General features: G+C 69.2%; 15 protein-coding genes. 5 read left to right on the forward strand and 10 right to left on the reverse strand.

What is annotated here, in order from left to right; all coding sequences use genetic code 11:
• Nucleotides 1-223: 223 nt before the first annotated feature.
• Both JOE59_RS19000 and JOE59_RS19005 read left to right on the forward strand, forming a co-directional pair.
• Entirely contained in the window at nucleotides 224-907 is a 684-nt protein-coding gene (locus JOE59_RS19000) for a thioredoxin-like domain-containing protein (protein WP_204460960.1), read from the forward strand.
• Complete coding sequence (locus JOE59_RS19005) at nucleotides 904-1,659, forward strand: DUF305 domain-containing protein (RefSeq protein ID WP_307837061.1); 756 nt, start codon at nucleotides 904-906, stop codon at nucleotides 1,657-1,659. The genes JOE59_RS19000 and JOE59_RS19005 overlap by 4 nt, the downstream gene beginning before the upstream one ends.
• Nucleotides 1,660-1,670: 11 nt before the next feature.
• Here the strand turns inward: JOE59_RS19005 and JOE59_RS12665 are convergent, their stop codons facing one another.
• The 6 genes from JOE59_RS12665 to JOE59_RS12690 form a co-directional block, all read right to left on the reverse strand.
• On the reverse strand, nucleotides 1,671-3,098 hold the full coding sequence (locus JOE59_RS12665; RefSeq protein WP_204460963.1) for a mechanosensitive ion channel domain-containing protein: 1,428 nt from the start codon (nucleotides 3,096-3,098) through the stop codon (nucleotides 1,671-1,673).
• 3 nt (nucleotides 3,099-3,101) lie between these two features.
• On the reverse strand, nucleotides 3,102-5,342 hold the full coding sequence (locus JOE59_RS19125) for an adenylate/guanylate cyclase domain-containing protein (RefSeq protein ID WP_204460965.1): 2,241 nt from the start codon (nucleotides 5,340-5,342) through the stop codon (nucleotides 3,102-3,104).
• Between the two features lie 112 nt (nucleotides 5,343-5,454).
• The gene (locus JOE59_RS12675; protein ID WP_204463389.1) at nucleotides 5,455-7,389 is read right to left on the reverse strand and encodes an ABC transporter ATP-binding protein; all 1,935 of its coding nucleotides are present in this window, start codon (nucleotides 7,387-7,389) and stop codon (nucleotides 5,455-5,457) included.
• Between the two features lie 120 nt (nucleotides 7,390-7,509).
• Nucleotides 7,510-8,499 (reverse strand): carbohydrate ABC transporter permease, encoded by a 990-nt coding sequence (locus JOE59_RS12680; RefSeq protein ID WP_204460968.1) that lies wholly within the window; start codon nucleotides 8,497-8,499, stop codon nucleotides 7,510-7,512.
• The gene (locus JOE59_RS12685) at nucleotides 8,496-9,461 is read right to left on the reverse strand and encodes a carbohydrate ABC transporter permease (RefSeq protein WP_204460970.1); all 966 of its coding nucleotides are present in this window, start codon (nucleotides 9,459-9,461) and stop codon (nucleotides 8,496-8,498) included. The genes JOE59_RS12680 and JOE59_RS12685 overlap by 4 nt, the downstream gene beginning before the upstream one ends.
• A gap of 115 nt (nucleotides 9,462-9,576) precedes the next feature.
• Nucleotides 9,577-10,935 carry an ABC transporter substrate-binding protein gene (locus tag JOE59_RS12690; protein WP_204460973.1) on the reverse strand — a complete coding sequence of 453 codons (1,359 nt, stop codon included), beginning with the start codon at nucleotides 10,933-10,935 and terminating at the stop codon, nucleotides 9,577-9,579.
• Nucleotides 10,936-11,203: 268 nt separating this feature from the next.
• Between JOE59_RS12690 and JOE59_RS12695 the strand changes: the two genes are divergently transcribed.
• Nucleotides 11,204-12,226 (forward strand): LacI family DNA-binding transcriptional regulator, encoded by a 1,023-nt coding sequence (locus tag JOE59_RS12695; RefSeq protein ID WP_204460975.1) that lies wholly within the window; start codon nucleotides 11,204-11,206, stop codon nucleotides 12,224-12,226.
• Between the two features lie 19 nt (nucleotides 12,227-12,245).
• Here JOE59_RS12695 and JOE59_RS12700 read toward each other — a convergent pair whose 3' ends face one another.
• Together JOE59_RS12700 and JOE59_RS12705 are read right to left on the reverse strand one after the other, a co-directional pair.
• Nucleotides 12,246-13,496, reverse strand: coding sequence for an MFS transporter (locus JOE59_RS12700; RefSeq protein WP_307837135.1), 1,251 nt, complete (start codon nucleotides 13,494-13,496; stop codon nucleotides 12,246-12,248).
• 23 nt (nucleotides 13,497-13,519) lie between these two features.
• The gene (locus tag JOE59_RS12705; RefSeq protein WP_204460977.1) at nucleotides 13,520-13,993 is read right to left on the reverse strand and encodes a MarR family winged helix-turn-helix transcriptional regulator; all 474 of its coding nucleotides are present in this window, start codon (nucleotides 13,991-13,993) and stop codon (nucleotides 13,520-13,522) included.
• Nucleotides 13,994-14,162: 169 nt separating this feature from the next.
• On the opposite strand from JOE59_RS12705, the gene JOE59_RS12710 reads away from it, so the two are divergent.
• The gene (locus JOE59_RS12710) at nucleotides 14,163-14,606 is read left to right on the forward strand and encodes a DUF805 domain-containing protein (protein ID WP_204460980.1); all 444 of its coding nucleotides are present in this window, start codon (nucleotides 14,163-14,165) and stop codon (nucleotides 14,604-14,606) included.
• Between the two features lie 116 nt (nucleotides 14,607-14,722).
• Here the strand turns inward: JOE59_RS12710 and rplL are convergent, their stop codons facing one another.
• Both rplL and rplJ read right to left on the reverse strand, forming a co-directional pair.
• On the reverse strand, nucleotides 14,723-15,100 hold the full coding sequence (gene rplL / locus JOE59_RS12715; RefSeq protein WP_056005581.1) for a 50S ribosomal protein L7/L12: 378 nt from the start codon (nucleotides 15,098-15,100) through the stop codon (nucleotides 14,723-14,725).
• 49 nt (nucleotides 15,101-15,149) lie between these two features.
• Nucleotides 15,150-15,635: a 50S ribosomal protein L10 gene (gene rplJ, locus JOE59_RS12720; protein ID WP_179552126.1), complete on the reverse strand. Its 486-nt coding sequence runs from the start codon at nucleotides 15,633-15,635 to the stop codon at nucleotides 15,150-15,152.
• Between the two features lie 334 nt (nucleotides 15,636-15,969).
• Here rplJ and JOE59_RS12725 point away from each other — a divergent pair, with 334 nt between their 5' ends.
• A complete protein-coding gene (locus tag JOE59_RS12725; RefSeq protein ID WP_204460982.1) occupies nucleotides 15,970-16,359 on the forward strand; it encodes a RidA family protein in 390 nt (129 codons plus the stop codon).
• The last annotated feature ends 27 nt before the right edge of the window (nucleotides 16,360-16,386 follow it).

The following is a 16,386-nucleotide window of genomic DNA, read 5'->3' on the forward strand; positions in this document are numbered from 1 at the left end:
GTCGGCTCGTCCGCTCGGTCGGCGGACGGGAGCGGCGAACGATCGTGGCGTGCGTGGGGTCGGTCGACGTCTTCGTCAGCGACAACACAGCGAGAGGATCACGAGGCCACTCTATCCGTTCGCACGGCCATGGCGAAGGCCCGAGCGGATGCCTCGACCCGGCGTTCTCCCAGCGTGTACGTTCATATGATTGAAGCGACAACCATGCGAGAGAGGCCTACGTGTGAGCGCGACCCCGCCCGTTCCCCCCAAGGTGAAGCAGCAGAACACCGTCAAGCAGCAGCGCGCGGCTGAGCGCGAGCGCAAGCTCGCCGAGTTCAAGAAGCGCGAGGCCAAGGCCAAGCGCAACCGGCGCATCGGCATCTGGTCGGCGGTCGTCGGCGGTGTCGCGGTCGTCGGCATCATCGTCACGGCGATCGTGCTGACCCCGCAGGCCGTCTCGTACGGCGCCGGAGGCGACGGCACGAACATCGACGGCGTCGAGACCTTCGACAACGGCGCCGGTCACGTCGAGGGCGTCGTCGACTACGCGCAGACCCCGCCCGCCGGCGGCGAGCACAACCAGATGTGGCTCAACTGCGGCGTCTACGAGCAGCCGGTGCCGAACGAGAACGCCGTGCACTCGCTCGAGCACGGGGCCATCTGGGTCACCTACGACCCCGAGCTGCCCGCCACCGAGCTCGAGGCGCTGAAGTCGCACCTGCCGTCGACCTACGTCGTGCTGTCGCCCTTCGAGGGCCTCGACTCGCCGATCGTGCTGAGCGGCTGGAACACCCAGCTCGCCCTCGACAGCGCCGACGACGAGCGCATCCCCGCGTTCTTCGAGGAGTACTGGCAGAGCCAGAACGTGCCGGAGCCCGGCGCGCTCTGCACCGGCGCGTACGACGCTCCGGGCAAGGTGTCGTGACTCGAGCCCCCGAGCGATCGACCGCCGACGTCGTGATCGACGCCGACGACCCGGCCGACCCGACCGACCAGGCCGCCACCGCCGCGCCGAGACCGCGCCGGGGCGGCCGGACCGCCGTCATCGCCGTGGCATCCGTCGCCCTCATCGTCATCGCTGCCGTGGCGTTCTCGATCGGTCGCCTCTCGACGCTCGCCGAGCCGACGCCCACGACGACGAGCGCCGAGGCCGGGTTCGCCCGCGACATGCAGGTGCACCACCTGCAGGGCGTGGAGCTCGCCATGATCGTGCGCGATGCGACCGACGACGACGAGGTGCGGCTGCTCGGTTACGACATCGCGACGACGCAGGCGCAGCAGGCCGGCCAGATGTACGGATGGCTCGCCGGGTGGGGCCTGTCGCAGGCGGGCTCCGAGCCGTCGATGACGTGGATGACGCGCCCCGCGCTCGATGGCGCGGCGGGTCACGGCGACCATGCGACCACCGATCCCGAGGCCCACGTGCCCGGCGCGCCGATGCCCGGCCTCGCGACACCGGCTCAGGTGGAAGAGCTGCGCGGCCTCACCGGCGTCGAGGCCGAACGCCGCTTCCTCGAGCTCATGATCGCCCACCACCAGGGCGCGGTCGAGATGGCCGACGCGGTGCTCGCCCGTTCCACGAACGACGTCGTCGTCGCGCTCGCGCAGTCGATCGTCGACAGCCAGACCTCCGAGATCGAGCTCATGACCGGGATGCTCGCCGAGCGCACGCCGTAGGCGGAGACCGCCTACCCGCGACCGCCGAGGGCACCGCGCACGATCCCGGCGGCCGCGAGCGCATCGGATGCCGCGCGCCGCCGGTTCTCGATCGCCTGACCGATGTCGCGCGCGACCGCGGGGTTCGATCGCACGATCTCGTCGATCACCGCGAGCGGCATCACGAGGATCGTGGTGACCTCCGCGGCGACGGCGCGCACGAACGACGGCTCCCGCGTGAGCACCGTCTGCCCGACCGACTCGCCCACCTCGGCGACGCCCGAATCGATCGCGCCCCGATCGGTGACGATCGAGAGTGCGAGGCGGCCGTCGACGACGATCCGCAGCATGTCGGGCACCCGATCGGGCTGCTGCACGACCTCCCCGGTACCGTACCGCTCGAGGTGGCATGAGGGCGCGAGCCGCTCGCGATCCTCGGCGTTCAAACGGAACGCGGGCGCGATGAGCTCGAGCGCGGCGGCGAGCTGCTCGGGCTCGGCGACGGGGTCGGTCGAATCGCCGTCGAGCGAGAGGCCCCGCCGTCGCGCCGCGTACCAGAGCCAGGCGAGCAGGAGCGACACCGCGTCATCCGCCGCCGCCGGCCCGGAGACGGGCACCTCGACCTCGTACTTGGCTGCGCCCAGATACCGCGCGGCGGGCTGCTCGCCCGTTGCGGCCATCGGCAGTCCGCGCGCCACGTCGACGACGAGGTCGATGACCTCGTGCGGCGGGTCGTCGGTGGAGAAGGTCACGGTCGCCATGGCGCGGTGCAGTTCGGTCGGCAGGCTGAGGTTCGTGAAGGAGGAGCTGGCGAGCGAGGCGTTCGGCACGATCTGCACGCCGGCACCGGTGTCGATGTGCACCGCACGCCAGTTCACCTCGATGACCCTGCCCCGCACGCTGCCGGTGTCGAGCCAGTCGCCGAGCTTGAACGGCTGCTCGAAGAGCAGCAGCAGGCCCGAGATGATGCCGCCCACCGCGTTCTGCAGCGCGAGGCCGATGACGATCGATGTGACGCCGAGCGCGGCGATGAGCCCGCCGACATCCGCGCCCCACACCCAGGAGAAGAGGACCGCGACGCCGACGACGATGAGCACGAGCCGGCCGAGGTCGACGAAGATCGACGGGATGCGCTCGCGCCAGCTGCCGGGCTTCGCGTTGGCGAAGAGGGCGACGTTGAGGGCGCTCAGCACCAGGAGGATCACGAGGAAGCCGAGCACGGTGGCGACGACCCTCGCCCACACCTGATCGGCCGGCGACTGGAGCGCGAAGATCAGCAGGCCGAACAGCGCCCCGACGGGCACCACCCAGTTGCGCAGCAGCCGCACCGGCTTGGCAGCGGCGCTCCCCCGCCGCGTCAACCAGCCGAGCACCTCGGTGAGCACCACGAGCAGCACCGGCACGCCGAGGGCGAGCACGATGCCCCAGAACAGCCATCCCTCGCCGAAGAGCTCCTCCATGCGCTACTCCACCCGCCACACGGTCTCGGTGCCGTCGGCGGTCTCGATCGCGCCGGCCGACACGATGCGCACCCCGTCCTGCAGACGGTCCTTCACCGCCTGGCTCACGTAGATGCCGGGCCGGCCGTCGACGCTGCGCACCCGGTAGGCGAGGTTGACGGCGTCGCCCCAGAGGTCGTAGGCGAGGCTCGTGCGCCCGACGAGTCCGCTCGTCACGGTTCCGGTCGCGATGCCGGCCCGCAGTTCGACGGATGCCTCGTTCGAGGCGTTGAACCGTGCGATGACGGTGCGCAGCTCGTTCGCGAACTCGACCGCGCGCCGCACGTTGTCGACCCTCGGCACGATGAGGCCGGAGCTCGCGAGGTATCCGCCGCGGAGCGTGCGCACCTTCTCGACCCCGGTGCGCTCCGCCGCCTCATCGAAGCCGCGCATGAGCGAGTTGAGCTGCGCGAGCTCGTCGTCGCTCGAGAGCGCCGCCGTGAAGTCGTCGAAGCCGATGAGCTCGGCGAAGATGACCGAGACGTCCTGGTGCACCTCGGCGATCGTCTCCTCGCCATCCTGATAGCGCTTCGCGACGGCTTCGGGCATGAGCGTGTGGAGCAGGCGCTCGTTCTCGGCGCGCTGCTCGTCGATGAGCTCCTGCTTGATGCGCAGGCTCGAGCTCATGTCGTTGAAGGCGTTGCCGAGGTCGCCGAACTCGTCGCGTGCTCCGGCGGGCACCTGCACGGTGAGATCGCCGCCGGCGACACGGCGCACCGCCTCGGAGAGACGCCGCACCGGTCTCGTGAAGACCTGCGCGAGCAGCATCGAGAGCACGCTCACCGCGAGCAGGATCGCGAGCGTCGAGATCACGAGGTTGCGTGTGAAATCGGCCACCGGGGCGAACGCCTCCTCGGTGTCGATGCGTGCGACCGCGACCCAGTTGAGTCCGTCGATGTCGACCGGGGTGTACGCGGTGATGTTGTCGCGGCCCAGGTAGCCCCTCGAGATCGTGGTGCCCGACTTGCCCTGCTGGGCGAGCTTCACCGATACCGTGTTGACCGGCTGCAGCAGCACCGTGCCGCCGACCTCGACCTCGCGCGCGGCGAGGTCGGACGGAGTGCCGTTCGCCACCGCGAGCTTCTCGTACGCCTCGGGGTCCTCGATGAGCAGGCGCGAGTTGCTGCGCATCAGGTCGTCACTGCCGACGACGTAGACCTCGCCCGTGTCGCCGAGCCCCTGCTCCTTCCAGCGCTCGTCACCCGTGAGCACGTCGTTGATGACGTCGATGGGGATCTGCACCGCCAGCGCGCCGGTGACCCGCTCCGAGTTGCCGACGGGCGAGACCACCCAGATCGCGGGCACGTTCAGCGAGGGCATGTACCGCTCGTAGTCGGTCGTCGCGAGCGCGTTCACCGAGTTCGTCGCCATCACGTCGCGGTAGGCCTCGGCGAGCCGCGAGTCCTTGAATGGACCGGTCATGACGTTCATGCCCAGGTCGGGGCCCGAGTAGGCGGTGTAGACGACGTTGCCCTCGGTGTCGAGCAGGAGCACGTCGTCGTAGCCAGACGCGTCGATGATCCGCTGGAAGTAGTCGTGGTATCGCTCGCGTGCAGCCGACCACGGGCTGCCGTCACCGGGATCGCCGGCGGCGATCGCGGATTCGAAGTCGAGTTCGCCGCCCGGGAACTTGTAGGCCTTCGAGGTGTACTCGTACTGCAGGTACTGACCGGCGACGGATTCCGGGATGAACGCGCCCGACGCATACGTGCCGCCCGCGCGCGCCGACAGGGCCGCGTTGAACTCGTCGTCGTAGTACGCCTCGAGCTCCGCGCGCTGCGCCTCGCTCAGCGGCCGGGACTGCGCCTCCTCGAACGCCGCATTCAGCGCGATCGACGCGTTCTGCGCGCTGAGGTTGCGCGAGTCGAGGGTGACCCCGGTCTGTACCCCGCCGAAGACCCGCTCGAGTTCGCCCGTGCGCAGTTCGCGGATCGTCGTCAGCTGGTCGACGGCGGCGGCGCGCAGCGACTCCCGCCCGCTGACGAAGCCGATGACGCCGACGATGACCGATGAGACGAGGCTCACGCCGAGGAGCATGATGAGCAGCTTCGACTGGATGCTGAGCCCGACCCGGCGGGGCTTCGACGCGCGCGGCTTCGGCACCCTCGGCGAGCGCGGCGGGGCCGGCGGAGCGGCCGATGGTGGCGTCGTCTGGTCGTCGGCGGCGGATGCCTCGGGCGGCGCCCCTCGTTCGGTCGTCGACACGTCGCCCCTCTCGGCCCCCCGGCAAGATGCTCCACACTCTAGCGGCGCAGGGTGCACCGGTCGCAAGGGGCTCGACCGAACTCGTGTCCCCCGAAATCGCGGGAGGGGGTGCTCAGGCCTCGAGCACCGGGCGCTCCTCCTGCTGACGGTAGAGCGAGGCGTAGACCCCTTCGGCGCCCACGAGTTCGGCGTGCGTTCCCTGCTCGACGATGCGGCCGGCGACGACCACGAAGATCACGTCGGCGGACACGACGGTCGAGAGCCGGTGGGCGATCGCGATGGTCGTGCGGCCACGGGCGGCGTCGTCGAGCGCCTCCTGCACGACCCGTTCGGAGATCGTGTCGAGCGCGCTCGTGGCCTCGTCGAGCACGAGCACGGCCGGGTCCTTCAGCAGCACCCGTGCGATCGCGATGCGCTGCTTCTCGCCCCCCGAAAGCCGGTAGCCGCGTTCGCCGACCACGGTGTCGTACCCCTCGGGGAACGAGGCGATCGTCTCGTGGATGTTCGCGGCCCGCGCCGCCGCCTCGAGTTCGGCGTCGCTCGCGTCGGGCCGCGCGTAGCGGAGGTTCTCTCCGATCGAGGCGTGGAAGAGATAGGTCTCCTGGCTGACGATGCCGATGTGCGAGACGAGCGACTCCTGGTCGAGCTCCCGCACGTCGACCCCCGCGAAGCGCACCGCCCCGCCCGAGGCCTCGTAGAGGCGCGGCACGAGGTACGACACCGTCGTCTTGCCGGCGCCCGACGGCCCGACGAACGCGGCGAACTGCCCCGGCTCGATCGTGAAGCTCACCGCGTCGAGCGTCGGCCGAGAGTCGTCGTCGGCGTCGGGGTAGCGGAACGAGACCTCGTCGAACTCGACCCGGCCGAGCGCCGGGCCGAGGGGCACCTCGCGGGCGTCGGGCCGGTCGACGATCGCCGGCTTCAGATCGAGGTACTCGAAGATGCGGGCGAAGAGGGCGCTCGAGGTCTGCAGGTCGAGGGCGACCCGCATGAGCCCCATGAGCGGGAACAGCAGGCGCGCCTGCACGGTCGTGAATGCGACGATCGTGCCCGCCGTGACATCCGCCGTGCCGCCGGCGATGAGCCAGCCGGCGACCAGGTAGACGATCGCGGGGATCGACGACATGAAGATGTTGACCATCGCGAAGAACCACTGGCCCGTCATCTGCTGCCTGACCTGCAGGTCGATCTGGTTCTTGTTCTCGTCGGCGTACCGCTCGATCTCGCTCTTCTGCCGGGTGAAGCTCTTCGAGAGCAGGATGCCGGAGACCGACAGCGTCTCCTGCGTGATCGCCGTCATCTCCGAGAGCGACTCCTGGGTCTTGCCGGCGATGCGCGCCCGTACCTGGCCGACCCGGCGCTGCGCGATGACCATGAACGGCATGAGCACGAGCGCGATGATCGTGAGCTGCCAGTTGAGGATGAGCATCGCGATGAACGCCGAGATCACCGTCACCGTGTTGCCGAGCACGCTCGACACCGTGTTCGTCAGCACCCCGGCGACGCCGCCCACGTCGTTCTGCAGGCGCGACTGGATGACGCCCGTCTTGGTGCGCGTGAAGAAGCTCAGCTCCATGGCCTGCAGGTGCGTGAAGAGCCGAACGCGCAGCGTGCCCATGACGCTGTTGCCGATCGTCGCGGTGAGCCAGGTCTGCCAGACGCCGAGCAGGGCCGAGACGACGAACACGGCGATCATCGCGACCACGATCCACACGAGCACCGGCAGGTTCGGGCCGGAGACCTCGCCGCTCGCGTCGACCGGGAAGAGTCCGTCGTCGAACGCCCGCTGGGTCAGCAGCGGCGGGATGATCGCGAGCGCAGCGCCGACGAGCACGAGCACGACCGTGGTGATGAGGGCGGCCTTGTGGCCGGCGAAGAGCTCGGCGATGCGGCCGAGCAGGTTGGGGATCTTCGGCGCCTCGGCGTTCGCGGCCCGCTGCGCGTCCTCGTCGACGGCGAACCCCCGTCGGGGGCCGCCCCCACCGCCGGCGCCTCCGCCGCCGCGGGCTCCACCGCCGCCCCCACCGCGTGGCGCTCCCCCGTGCATGCTCATGGCATCACCCTATGCCGGGTCCCCGATGCGTCACCCGCCGTTCGCCGGAGGCGCAGCGCAGCGGATGCCGCGGGCGACTCTCGCCCGCGGCATCCGCTCATGTTCGCCGCTCGCCTACCCCTTCGTGGAGCCTGCGAGCAGTCCGCGCACGAAGTAGCGCTGCAGTCCGAAGAAGACGCCGAGCGGGATCACGATGGAGATGAACGCCGCGGCGGTGAGGCGCTGCCAGTCCTGACCGCGCGAGCCGACCATCTCGGCCAATCGCTGGGTGAGCGGCGCGACGTCCTGCGTGCCGCCGGAGAAGATCAGGGCGACGAGCAGGTCGTTCCACACCCAGATGAACTGGAAGATCGCGAACGACGCGAGCGCCGGCGTCGCGAGCGGCAGCACGATGCGGAAGAAGATCTGGCCGTGCGTCGCACCGTCGACCCGCGCCGCCTCGATGACGTCGGACGGGATCTCCGAGATGAAGTTGTGCAGCAGGAAGATCGCGAGCGGAAGCCCGAACATCGAGTGCGCGAGCCACAGGGGCAGGTAGTTCTGCTCGGGGATGATCGGCACGATCTCGTGCAACCAGGCCTGCATCGGCCGCAGCCACGTCGAGAAGATCTGCAGCAGCGGCACGAGGGCCATCTGCAGCGGGATGATCTGCAGCGCGAACACGAAGATGAAGAGCCAGTTGACCCACTTGAAGCGGATCCACGCGAACGCGTACGCGGCCATCGACGCGAAGACGAGCGGGATCAGCGTGGCGAGCAGCGCGATCGCGATCGAGTTCACGATGTACGCGCCGAGCTGCGGTGACGACGACGAGGTCGAGAACAGCACATCACGGTAGTTGTCGAGCGTGAAGCCCGGGTTCTGGAAGATCGTCCACCAACCGGTGGTGCGGATCAGCTCGGCGGGCCGGAATGACGAGACGAGCAGGCCGAAGGTCGGGATGGTCCAGACCACCGCGATGATCAGCGCGATGACCGTCGCGGTGCGCGAGGTCAGCCGCTTCTTCACCCGCGCGGTCCTCGTGCCGTACTCACTGCGCTCTGCTGCCTCGATCGAGCCGAGGTTGTCACCGACCGGGAGGTCGGCGGGGGCGACGCTGCTCATCGGATCTCCCTCTGCTTGCGGAGCACATTGACGTTGTAGATGACGATCGGCAGTACGAGCACGAAGAGGATCAGGGCGAGGGCCGAACCGCGCCCCACCTCACTCGCTCGGAAGGCCTGGGTATACATCTCGTTGGCGATGACGCTCGTGTTGAAGTTTCCGGCGGTCATCGTGCGGACGATGTCGAAGACCTTCAGCGTCGCGATCGAGATCGTCGTGAGCACCACGACGAGGGCACCGCGGATGCCGGGCACCGTCACGTTCATGAAGCGCTGCCAACCGTTCGTGCCGTCGAGCTGGGCCGCCTCGATCTGCTCGGTCGGCACCCCCTTGATGGCCGCGCTCAGGAGCACCATGGCGAAGCCGGTCTGGATCCAGATCATGACGACGATCAGCAGGAACGTGTTGATCGGGTCGGTCTGCAACCACTGCACCGGTTCGCCGCCGGCGGCGACGACCAATGCGTTCAGCAGGCCGATCTGCTCGCCGACCCCGTTGTAGTCGTAGACGAAGCCCCAGATGACGCCCGCGCCGACGAACGAGATCGCGATCGGCATGAAGAGGATCACCTTGTAGTACTTCTCACCCCGCGAACGGTCGATGAAGACGGCGTAGGCGAGGCCGATCGCCGTCGCGAGCGTCGGAACGAGCAGTACCCAGATGATCGTGTTGATCAGCGTGCGGATGGCCGCGGGTTGCGTGAAGGTCCAGACGAAGTTGTCGAGCGTCCAGTCACCGCTCGAGTCCTGGAACGCGAGCAGGCTCGTGCGGATCGCGGGATAGACGAGTCCGACGGCGATGAAGAGCATCGCCGGCAGCAGGAACAGGGCGAGCTGCCAGTAGTCGCGACCCTTCTTGGGAGCCTTGTCGATGAAGAAGATGAGGAGGCCGACCACCGCGGCGAACACCGCGAGCCCCATCACCACCTGGAGCAGCTTGCCGAGCAGATCGGCGGTGGTCATCGTGCCTCCCAGTGTTCGTCATTGAATCGGGGTCGTCGTCGGCGGCGGGTGACGGAGGGCGGGGACTTCGCATCCCCGCCCTCCGATCATGCCCCTCGGGCGTGAGTCGCGCCAGCTAGCCCTTCGGCCAGCTCGACTCGATGGTGTCGAGCACCTGCGCGGTGTCTTCACCCGTGACCCAGGCGACGATGCCCTTCCAGAAGGAATCGGCGCCCACGGCGCCCGGCATCAGGTCGGATCCGTCGAAGCGGAACGTGGTCTCGGGGTCCTGCAGGATCTCGATCGACTGCGTGAGCAGCTCACTCGAGGCGACCTGCGGGTCGAGGCCCTTGTTCGCGCTGATGACGCCGCCGAGGCTCACCCGGTTGTTCGCCCAGGTGTCGCTCGAGAGGTAGGTGCGGAACGCCTCGACCTCTTCTGCGTCGCGGAACGCGACCGGGAACTCGCCGCCGCCGGTCACCGACAGCGGGTCGTCGGCGTTGACGGGCGGGAGCAGGAAGGCGAACACGCTGCCGTCGGACGCGACGGTGTTCTCGTCGCCGCCCTCGGGGTTCCAGAAGGTCTCGTAGAACGAGGCCTGGTGGTGCAGCGAGCACGTTCCGTCGAGGATCGGCAGACCGGCCGTCTGGAACGCCTCGGTGACCTGCGTCGACACGTCTCCGATGCCGCCGTTGACCATGTCGTCGTTCTTCAGGTATGCACCGACGGCGTCGAAGGCCTCGGCCACCTGCGGGTCGTTGAACGGGATCCCGTGCGTGACCCACTGGTCGTACACGTCGGCGCCGTGCAGGCGCAGCATGTAGTCCTCGACCCAGTCGGTGCCCGGCCATCCGGTGGCGTCGCCCGATTCGAGGCCGACGCACCAGGGCTTGTGGTCGCCGTCTGCCGCGATCTGCTCGGAGAGGGCGGTCAGCTCGTCGAGGGTCTTGGGGATCTCGTACCCCTTCTCTTCGAACTCGGCCGGCGAGTACCAGACGTAGCCCTTGATGCTCGCCATGAGCGGGGCGGCGTAGAAGGTGTCCTCGTAGGTACCGTACTGCTTCCAGTCCGCGGACCACCACTCGTCGACATTGGCCTCGACGTCGGCGGATGCGGGGATCAGCCAGCCACCGGCTGCGAGTCGACCGAGGAGACCGGGCTGCGGCACGATGCCGACGTCGGGAGCGTTGCCGCCCTCGGCGAGCACGGCGATCTGCGCCTCGAATTCGCTCGAACCCTGGTAGTCGACCTCGATGCCCGTGCAGGTCTCGAAGTCGGCCCACGACTCGCTGAGGCGGTCGGCCTCGAGGTCGAGGATGGTGCCGGCGACCGAGACCGACTTGCCTTCGAAGGTGCCGTACTGCTCGTAATCGGCGCAGTCGACGTCGGCGGCGTCCTCCGGCGCGACGTCTCCAGTGCAGCCCGTGAGGGCGAGTCCAACCGCCGCGGCCGCCACCACGGGGGCCATCCAACGGCGATGCCGTCTGATTCTCATGTCATCTCCTCGTCGAGTGAATGTGGTGCAGGCGAAGCCGGGAACCGGTTCCAGCCTCAACGCTAGAACACCCGCCACCCTCCTCACAAGGGATGGGAGGTCACGGTTCGGCCACTCCCCCGTTCCACCGCACGAACTGGCGGAGAGCGCTCCCACCAGCGAGGTGCCGTGGCGCACCCGTCGAGTACGCCACGCAGGAAACGGTTCCACATTCGCCGACAGCGGCAGTACACTCTGGCTCGAGGCAGCCCGACGAGGGGAGGCGCGCATGGCCGCGATCGGCGATGTCGCACGCCTCGCCGGGGTCTCGAAGGCGACGGCCTCCCGGGCGCTCTCCGGCAAGGGCTACGTCGCCGAGGAGACCCGCCGCCGCGTCGAGTCCGCTGCCGCCGAGATCGGATACATCGCCTCCCCCGACGCTGCGAGCCTCGTCACCGGGCGCACCAAGAACGTCGGGGTGGTGATTCCATTCGTCAACCGCTGGTTCTTCGGCGAGGTGCTCGAGGGCATCGAGCGTTCGCTCCTCGCCGCCGGCTACGACCTGACGCTCTACAACCTCTCCGACAGCGGCCCCGATCGGGCGCGCGTGTTCGAGTTCTTCCTCGCTCGCAAGCGCGTCGACGCGGTCATCGCGGTGGGCGTCGACCTCGCCGAGCACGAGGTCGCTGCGCTCGACCGCCGAGAGAAGCCGCTCGTGTGCCTCGGCGGAACCGGCGGCAACGCGGCACGGCTCTCGATCGACGACCGGGCCGTCGGCCAGCTCGCGACCGAGCACCTGCTGCACCTCGGTCACACCCGCATCGCGCACCTCGCGGGCATCGGGGCGATCGGGCGGCCCGACACCGTGCAGGGCACGCGCCGACAGGGATTCCTCGATGCGATGGACGCGGCCGGCCACGCCCCATCGCCTGCCGACGTCGTCGAGACCGAGATGACCATGCCGGGCGGCTACCGCGCCGCCCTGCAGCTGCTCGGGCACCCCGGCCCGCGGCCGACCGCGGTGTTCGCGGCATCCGACGAAGTCGCCTTCGGCGCCCTTCGCGCCGCCGAGCGCCTCGGCATCGCCGTGCCCAGGGAGCTCTCGGTCGTCGGCGTCGACGGGCACGAGTACGCCGAGCTGTTCGACCTCACGACCGTCGAGCAGTACCCGGGCGAGCAGGGGCGCTCCGCCGTGGGCGTCGTGCTGCGGCTCCTCGGCGAGGGCGCCGTCGCCGACCCGCTGCCCGATTCCGGCGCGCCGATGCCGACCCGCCTCGTCGTGCGCGCGAGCTCGACGGCCGCCCCGCGCTGAGCGCGACGGAGCCCGCCGGTCAGGCGGCGTCGCCGAGGCCGATCGCCTCCGCCTCGCCCTCCGCGGTCTCGGCGACGCCGTCGGCGGCCGCGAGCTTCGAGCGACCGAGCACGACGATCGCCGCGGCGATGAGCACCGCGATCGCCCCGGCGATGAACGGACTCGACGGCGACACCGTCGCGGCCAGCACCGCCGCGGCGGGCGGGGCGATGGCGCCCCCGAGGAAGCGCACGCCGGAGTAGGCGCTCGACGCGACGGAGCGGGGCAGGTCGGTCGCGTCCATCACGCACTCGGTGAGCACCGTGTTCAGGATGCCGAGCAGGAGTCCGCCGACGACGACCCCGACGATGACGGCGACCGCCGAGTCGATGAGGGCGGCGAGCGCGAGCAGATCGAGGGCGAGCAGCGGCAGCACGAACCAGAGCACCCGGGTGCGGCGCATGCGGGCGGTCAGCAGCGGCGCGACCCACACCGAGGTGATGGCGACCGCGACCCCCCATCCGAAGAACACGAGGCCGAGCGCGATGGCGCTGTGGATGCCGAGCGGCACGAGTGCGAACGGCGTGTACGCGAGCAGCACGAAGAAGCCCATGTTGTAGAACAGCGCGGCCGCGGCGAGGATGCCGAGTGCGGGCCGCGCGAGCGCCCGGAACGGGGCCGAGAGCTTCGTCGGCACGGACCGCTCGACGCCGTCGGTGCGCAACAGCGTGACGATCGCCACGAATCCGATCGCCATGAGCGCCGCGGTGCCGAAGAACGGGCCGCGCCAGCTCCACGAACCGAGCAGCCCGCCGACGAGCGGGCCGATCGCGAGGCCCAGGCCGAGGGCCGCCTCGTACAGGATGATCGCCGAGCTGCTGCCGCCGGCCGCCGCACCGACGATCGTCGCGAGCGCCGTCGAGATGAAGAGCGCGTTGCCGAGGCCCCAGCCGGCGCGGAAGCCGATGATCGACTCGACATCGCCCGAGAGTCCGGCGAGCGTGGCGAACACGACGATCACGCCCAAGCCGATGAGCAGGGTGCGCTTGGCGCCGATGCGGCTCGAGATCCAGCTCGTGAAGAACATCGCGATGCCGGTGATCACGAGGTAGCTCGTGAAGAGCAGCTCGGTCTCGGTCGGCGTCGCCTGGAGATCGGCGGCGATCGCGGGAAGGATCGGGTCGACGAGGCCGATGCCCATGAACGCGACGACGCACGAGAACGCGACCGCCCAGACGGCCTTGGGCTGCTTCAGAATCGAGGCGCCGGATGCCGCGTGGCCGGCCTGCACCGGAACGGCCCGGGTGTCGACGCTCACGCGACGTCTCCGGTGCTCGCCGCGGCCTCGACCAGCGCAGCGCGAGACCGCTCGAGCCGTGTGCGCACGATCTCGACGGCCGAGGCGAGGGTCTCGAGCTCGTCGTCGCCGAGGTCGGCGAACGTCGGGGCGAGGGAATGGGCCAGCTCGCTCCGCCAGGCGTCGAGCGCGGCGAGTCCCTGCGGGTCGGCCGAGATGAGCATCGCCCTGGCGTCGCCGCTGTCGACGATACGGCGGATCCATCCCCGTTCGTCGAGCGCGTGCACGAGCTTCGTCATGGTCGGCTGGGTGACGCGGCTGACCTTCGCGAGTTCGCCGAGGCGCATGGGCCCGAGGTCGCGCAGCACGCTCAGGGTGCGCCAGACGGCGGGCGATTCGGTGTTTCCCGTCACGGTCGCGGCGAGCCGGGTGAGGCGGTGGTTCACGGAGACGAGGTCTCCGATCACCGTGGGGAGGTCGAGCTGGGTCATGCCACCACTATACATAGCTTGGCTATGCATATCCCGGACGGACCCTCGCCCCGGCGCGCCGCCGAGGCGACCGACGTCATCGCCGCCATGATGTCATCGCGCCAGCACGGCACGCCGCCGCGCTTCACCCTGCGCACCGACACGGCATCGCACGACCGAAGGAGTCACCATGACCGACAGCACCGCAGCCGTTCCGCTCTCCGCCCCGCTGTATGGAGCGTCGTTCGGACAGGCGATCAGCAGGTTCTTCAAGAAGTACGCCACGTTCTCGGGCCGCGCGAGCCGCAGCGAGTTCTGGTGGTGGTTCCTCTTCAACCTCATCATCGGCGGCGTGCTCTACGGCATCGCCGCCGCTGGCGGGGCGGCCGGCTCGTCGTACGAGAACGGCATGATGGTGCCGGGGCCCGGTTTCGCCGTCGCCGTGATCCCCTACAGCATCTGGCTGCTCGCGACGATCATCCCCTGGCTCGCCCTCTCGTGGCGCCGCCTGCACGACACGAACCGCTCGGGCGGCTGGTACTTCATCGGCCTCGTCCCCCTCGTCGGCGGCATCATCCTGCTGGTGTTCTTCCTCTTGGACTCGGACCCGGCAGGTGCACGCTTCGACCGCTGATCGCGGCCCGCACCGCCAACGACGGATGCCCCGTGGCTCATGTGAGCCACGGGGCATCCGTTTCGTTCAGGTGACGCGAGTCACCTCAAGCTGCGACCTTCTCGCGAAGGCGGCGACTACTTGAGGGTGACGGTTGCGCCGGCTTCCTCGAGGGCAGCCTTCGCCTTCTCGGCGGTCTCCTTGTTCGCGCCCTCGAGCACGGCCTTGGGAGCGCCGTCGACGACAGCCTTGGCCTCGCCGAGGCCGAGCGAGGTGAGCTCGCGGACGGTCTTGATGACCTGGATCTTCTTGTCGCCAGCAGCCTCGAGGATGACGTCGAAGGAGTCCTTCTCCTCAACCTCTTCAGCAGCGGCGCCAGCGCCACCGGCAGCAGCGACGGGAGCGGCCGCGGTGACCTCGAACTTCTCCTCGAACGCCTTCACGAACTCGCTGAGCTCGACAAGCGTCAGACCGGCAAACTGCTCGAGCAGCTCTTCAGTGGTGAGCTTCGCCATGATGTATCTCCTAGATTTCTTGGTGTTGTAGAACGAGAACGTCGGGCGCTTACGCGGCCGCGGTCTCCAGCTTTTCGCGAAGCGCGTCGATGGTGGCGGCAGCCTTGCCCATCGTCGCCTTCATCATTCCCGCTGCCTTCGCCAGCAGAACCTCACGGCTCTCGAGCGAGGCGTACTTGTTGACCTCGTCGGCGTTGAGGGCCTTGCCCTCGAAGACGCCGCCCTTGATCACAAGATTCGGGTTTGCCTTGGCGAAGTCACGAACGGCCTTGGCGGTGGCGACGAAGTCGCCGTGCACGAAGGCGACGGCGGACGGACCGACGAGGTCGGCGTCCAGCGTCGAGATACCCGCGTTGTTCGCGGCGATCTTGGTCAGCGTGTTCTTCACCACGGCGTAGTTCGCGTCCTGACGGATGTTGTTGCGCAGCTGCTTGAGCTGGGCAACCGTCAGGCCGCGGTATTCGGTCAGCAGAACGGCGGTCGAGCTCTCGAACAGGTTCGTGAGTTCGGCAACCGAGGCTTCCTTGTTCGCCATGGCCACTCCTTGTGTACTCAACGTGCATCGCGATGGCGGTGCACGGCTTCGGATCGCGGCTCAAGTGGCGAGGTCGTGCGGGCAACAAAAAAGCTCCGGCGCAGTTGCGCGGAGCTCGGCCGGATCACCCGGAAGTCTTCGTCACACCTGCGCGGGCCCTTGCTTTCGCAAGACTTCGGTCGCGTCCCATGAAGTGATGAACACATCGAGGCGCACGACAACCAGCGGTCTTCGGCTCCGTACAGGCTAACGGATGACCCGGCCGCTCGCAAATCGCGGCCCGATCGGGCAGAACCCCTCGCCGATGTCGGCAGACGGGGGCAGACTCGCGACCATGGAGATCACACACCTGAACCCAGAGACGCTGCACGCGAACCCGGCCTTCAGCCAGGGTGTGCTCGTGAGCGGCGCCCACCGCACCGTGCACGTCGGCGGCCAGAACGGCACCGACCCCTCGGGCGCGATCGTGCCCGGCGGCCTCGGCCCGCAGACCGAGCAGGCCATCAGGAACGTGCTGGCCGTGCTCGCCGAGGTCGGCGCCGACCAGACGAACGTCGTGCGACTGGCCGTCTACCTCGTCGCCGGGCAATCCGTCGACGACGGGTATGCGGCATCCGCTCGCGTGTGGGGCGCGCAGCCGACGGCGCTCACGGTGCTCATGGTCGCGGGGCTCGGCCGCCCCGACGCCCTCGTCGAGCTGGAGGCGACCGCCGTCATCGAGTGACGATCATCGACACGCGGCATCCGCTCG

This window comes from Agromyces cerinus, assembly GCF_016907835.1.
Lineage (GTDB): Bacteria > Actinomycetota > Actinomycetes > Actinomycetales > Microbacteriaceae > Agromyces > Agromyces nitratus.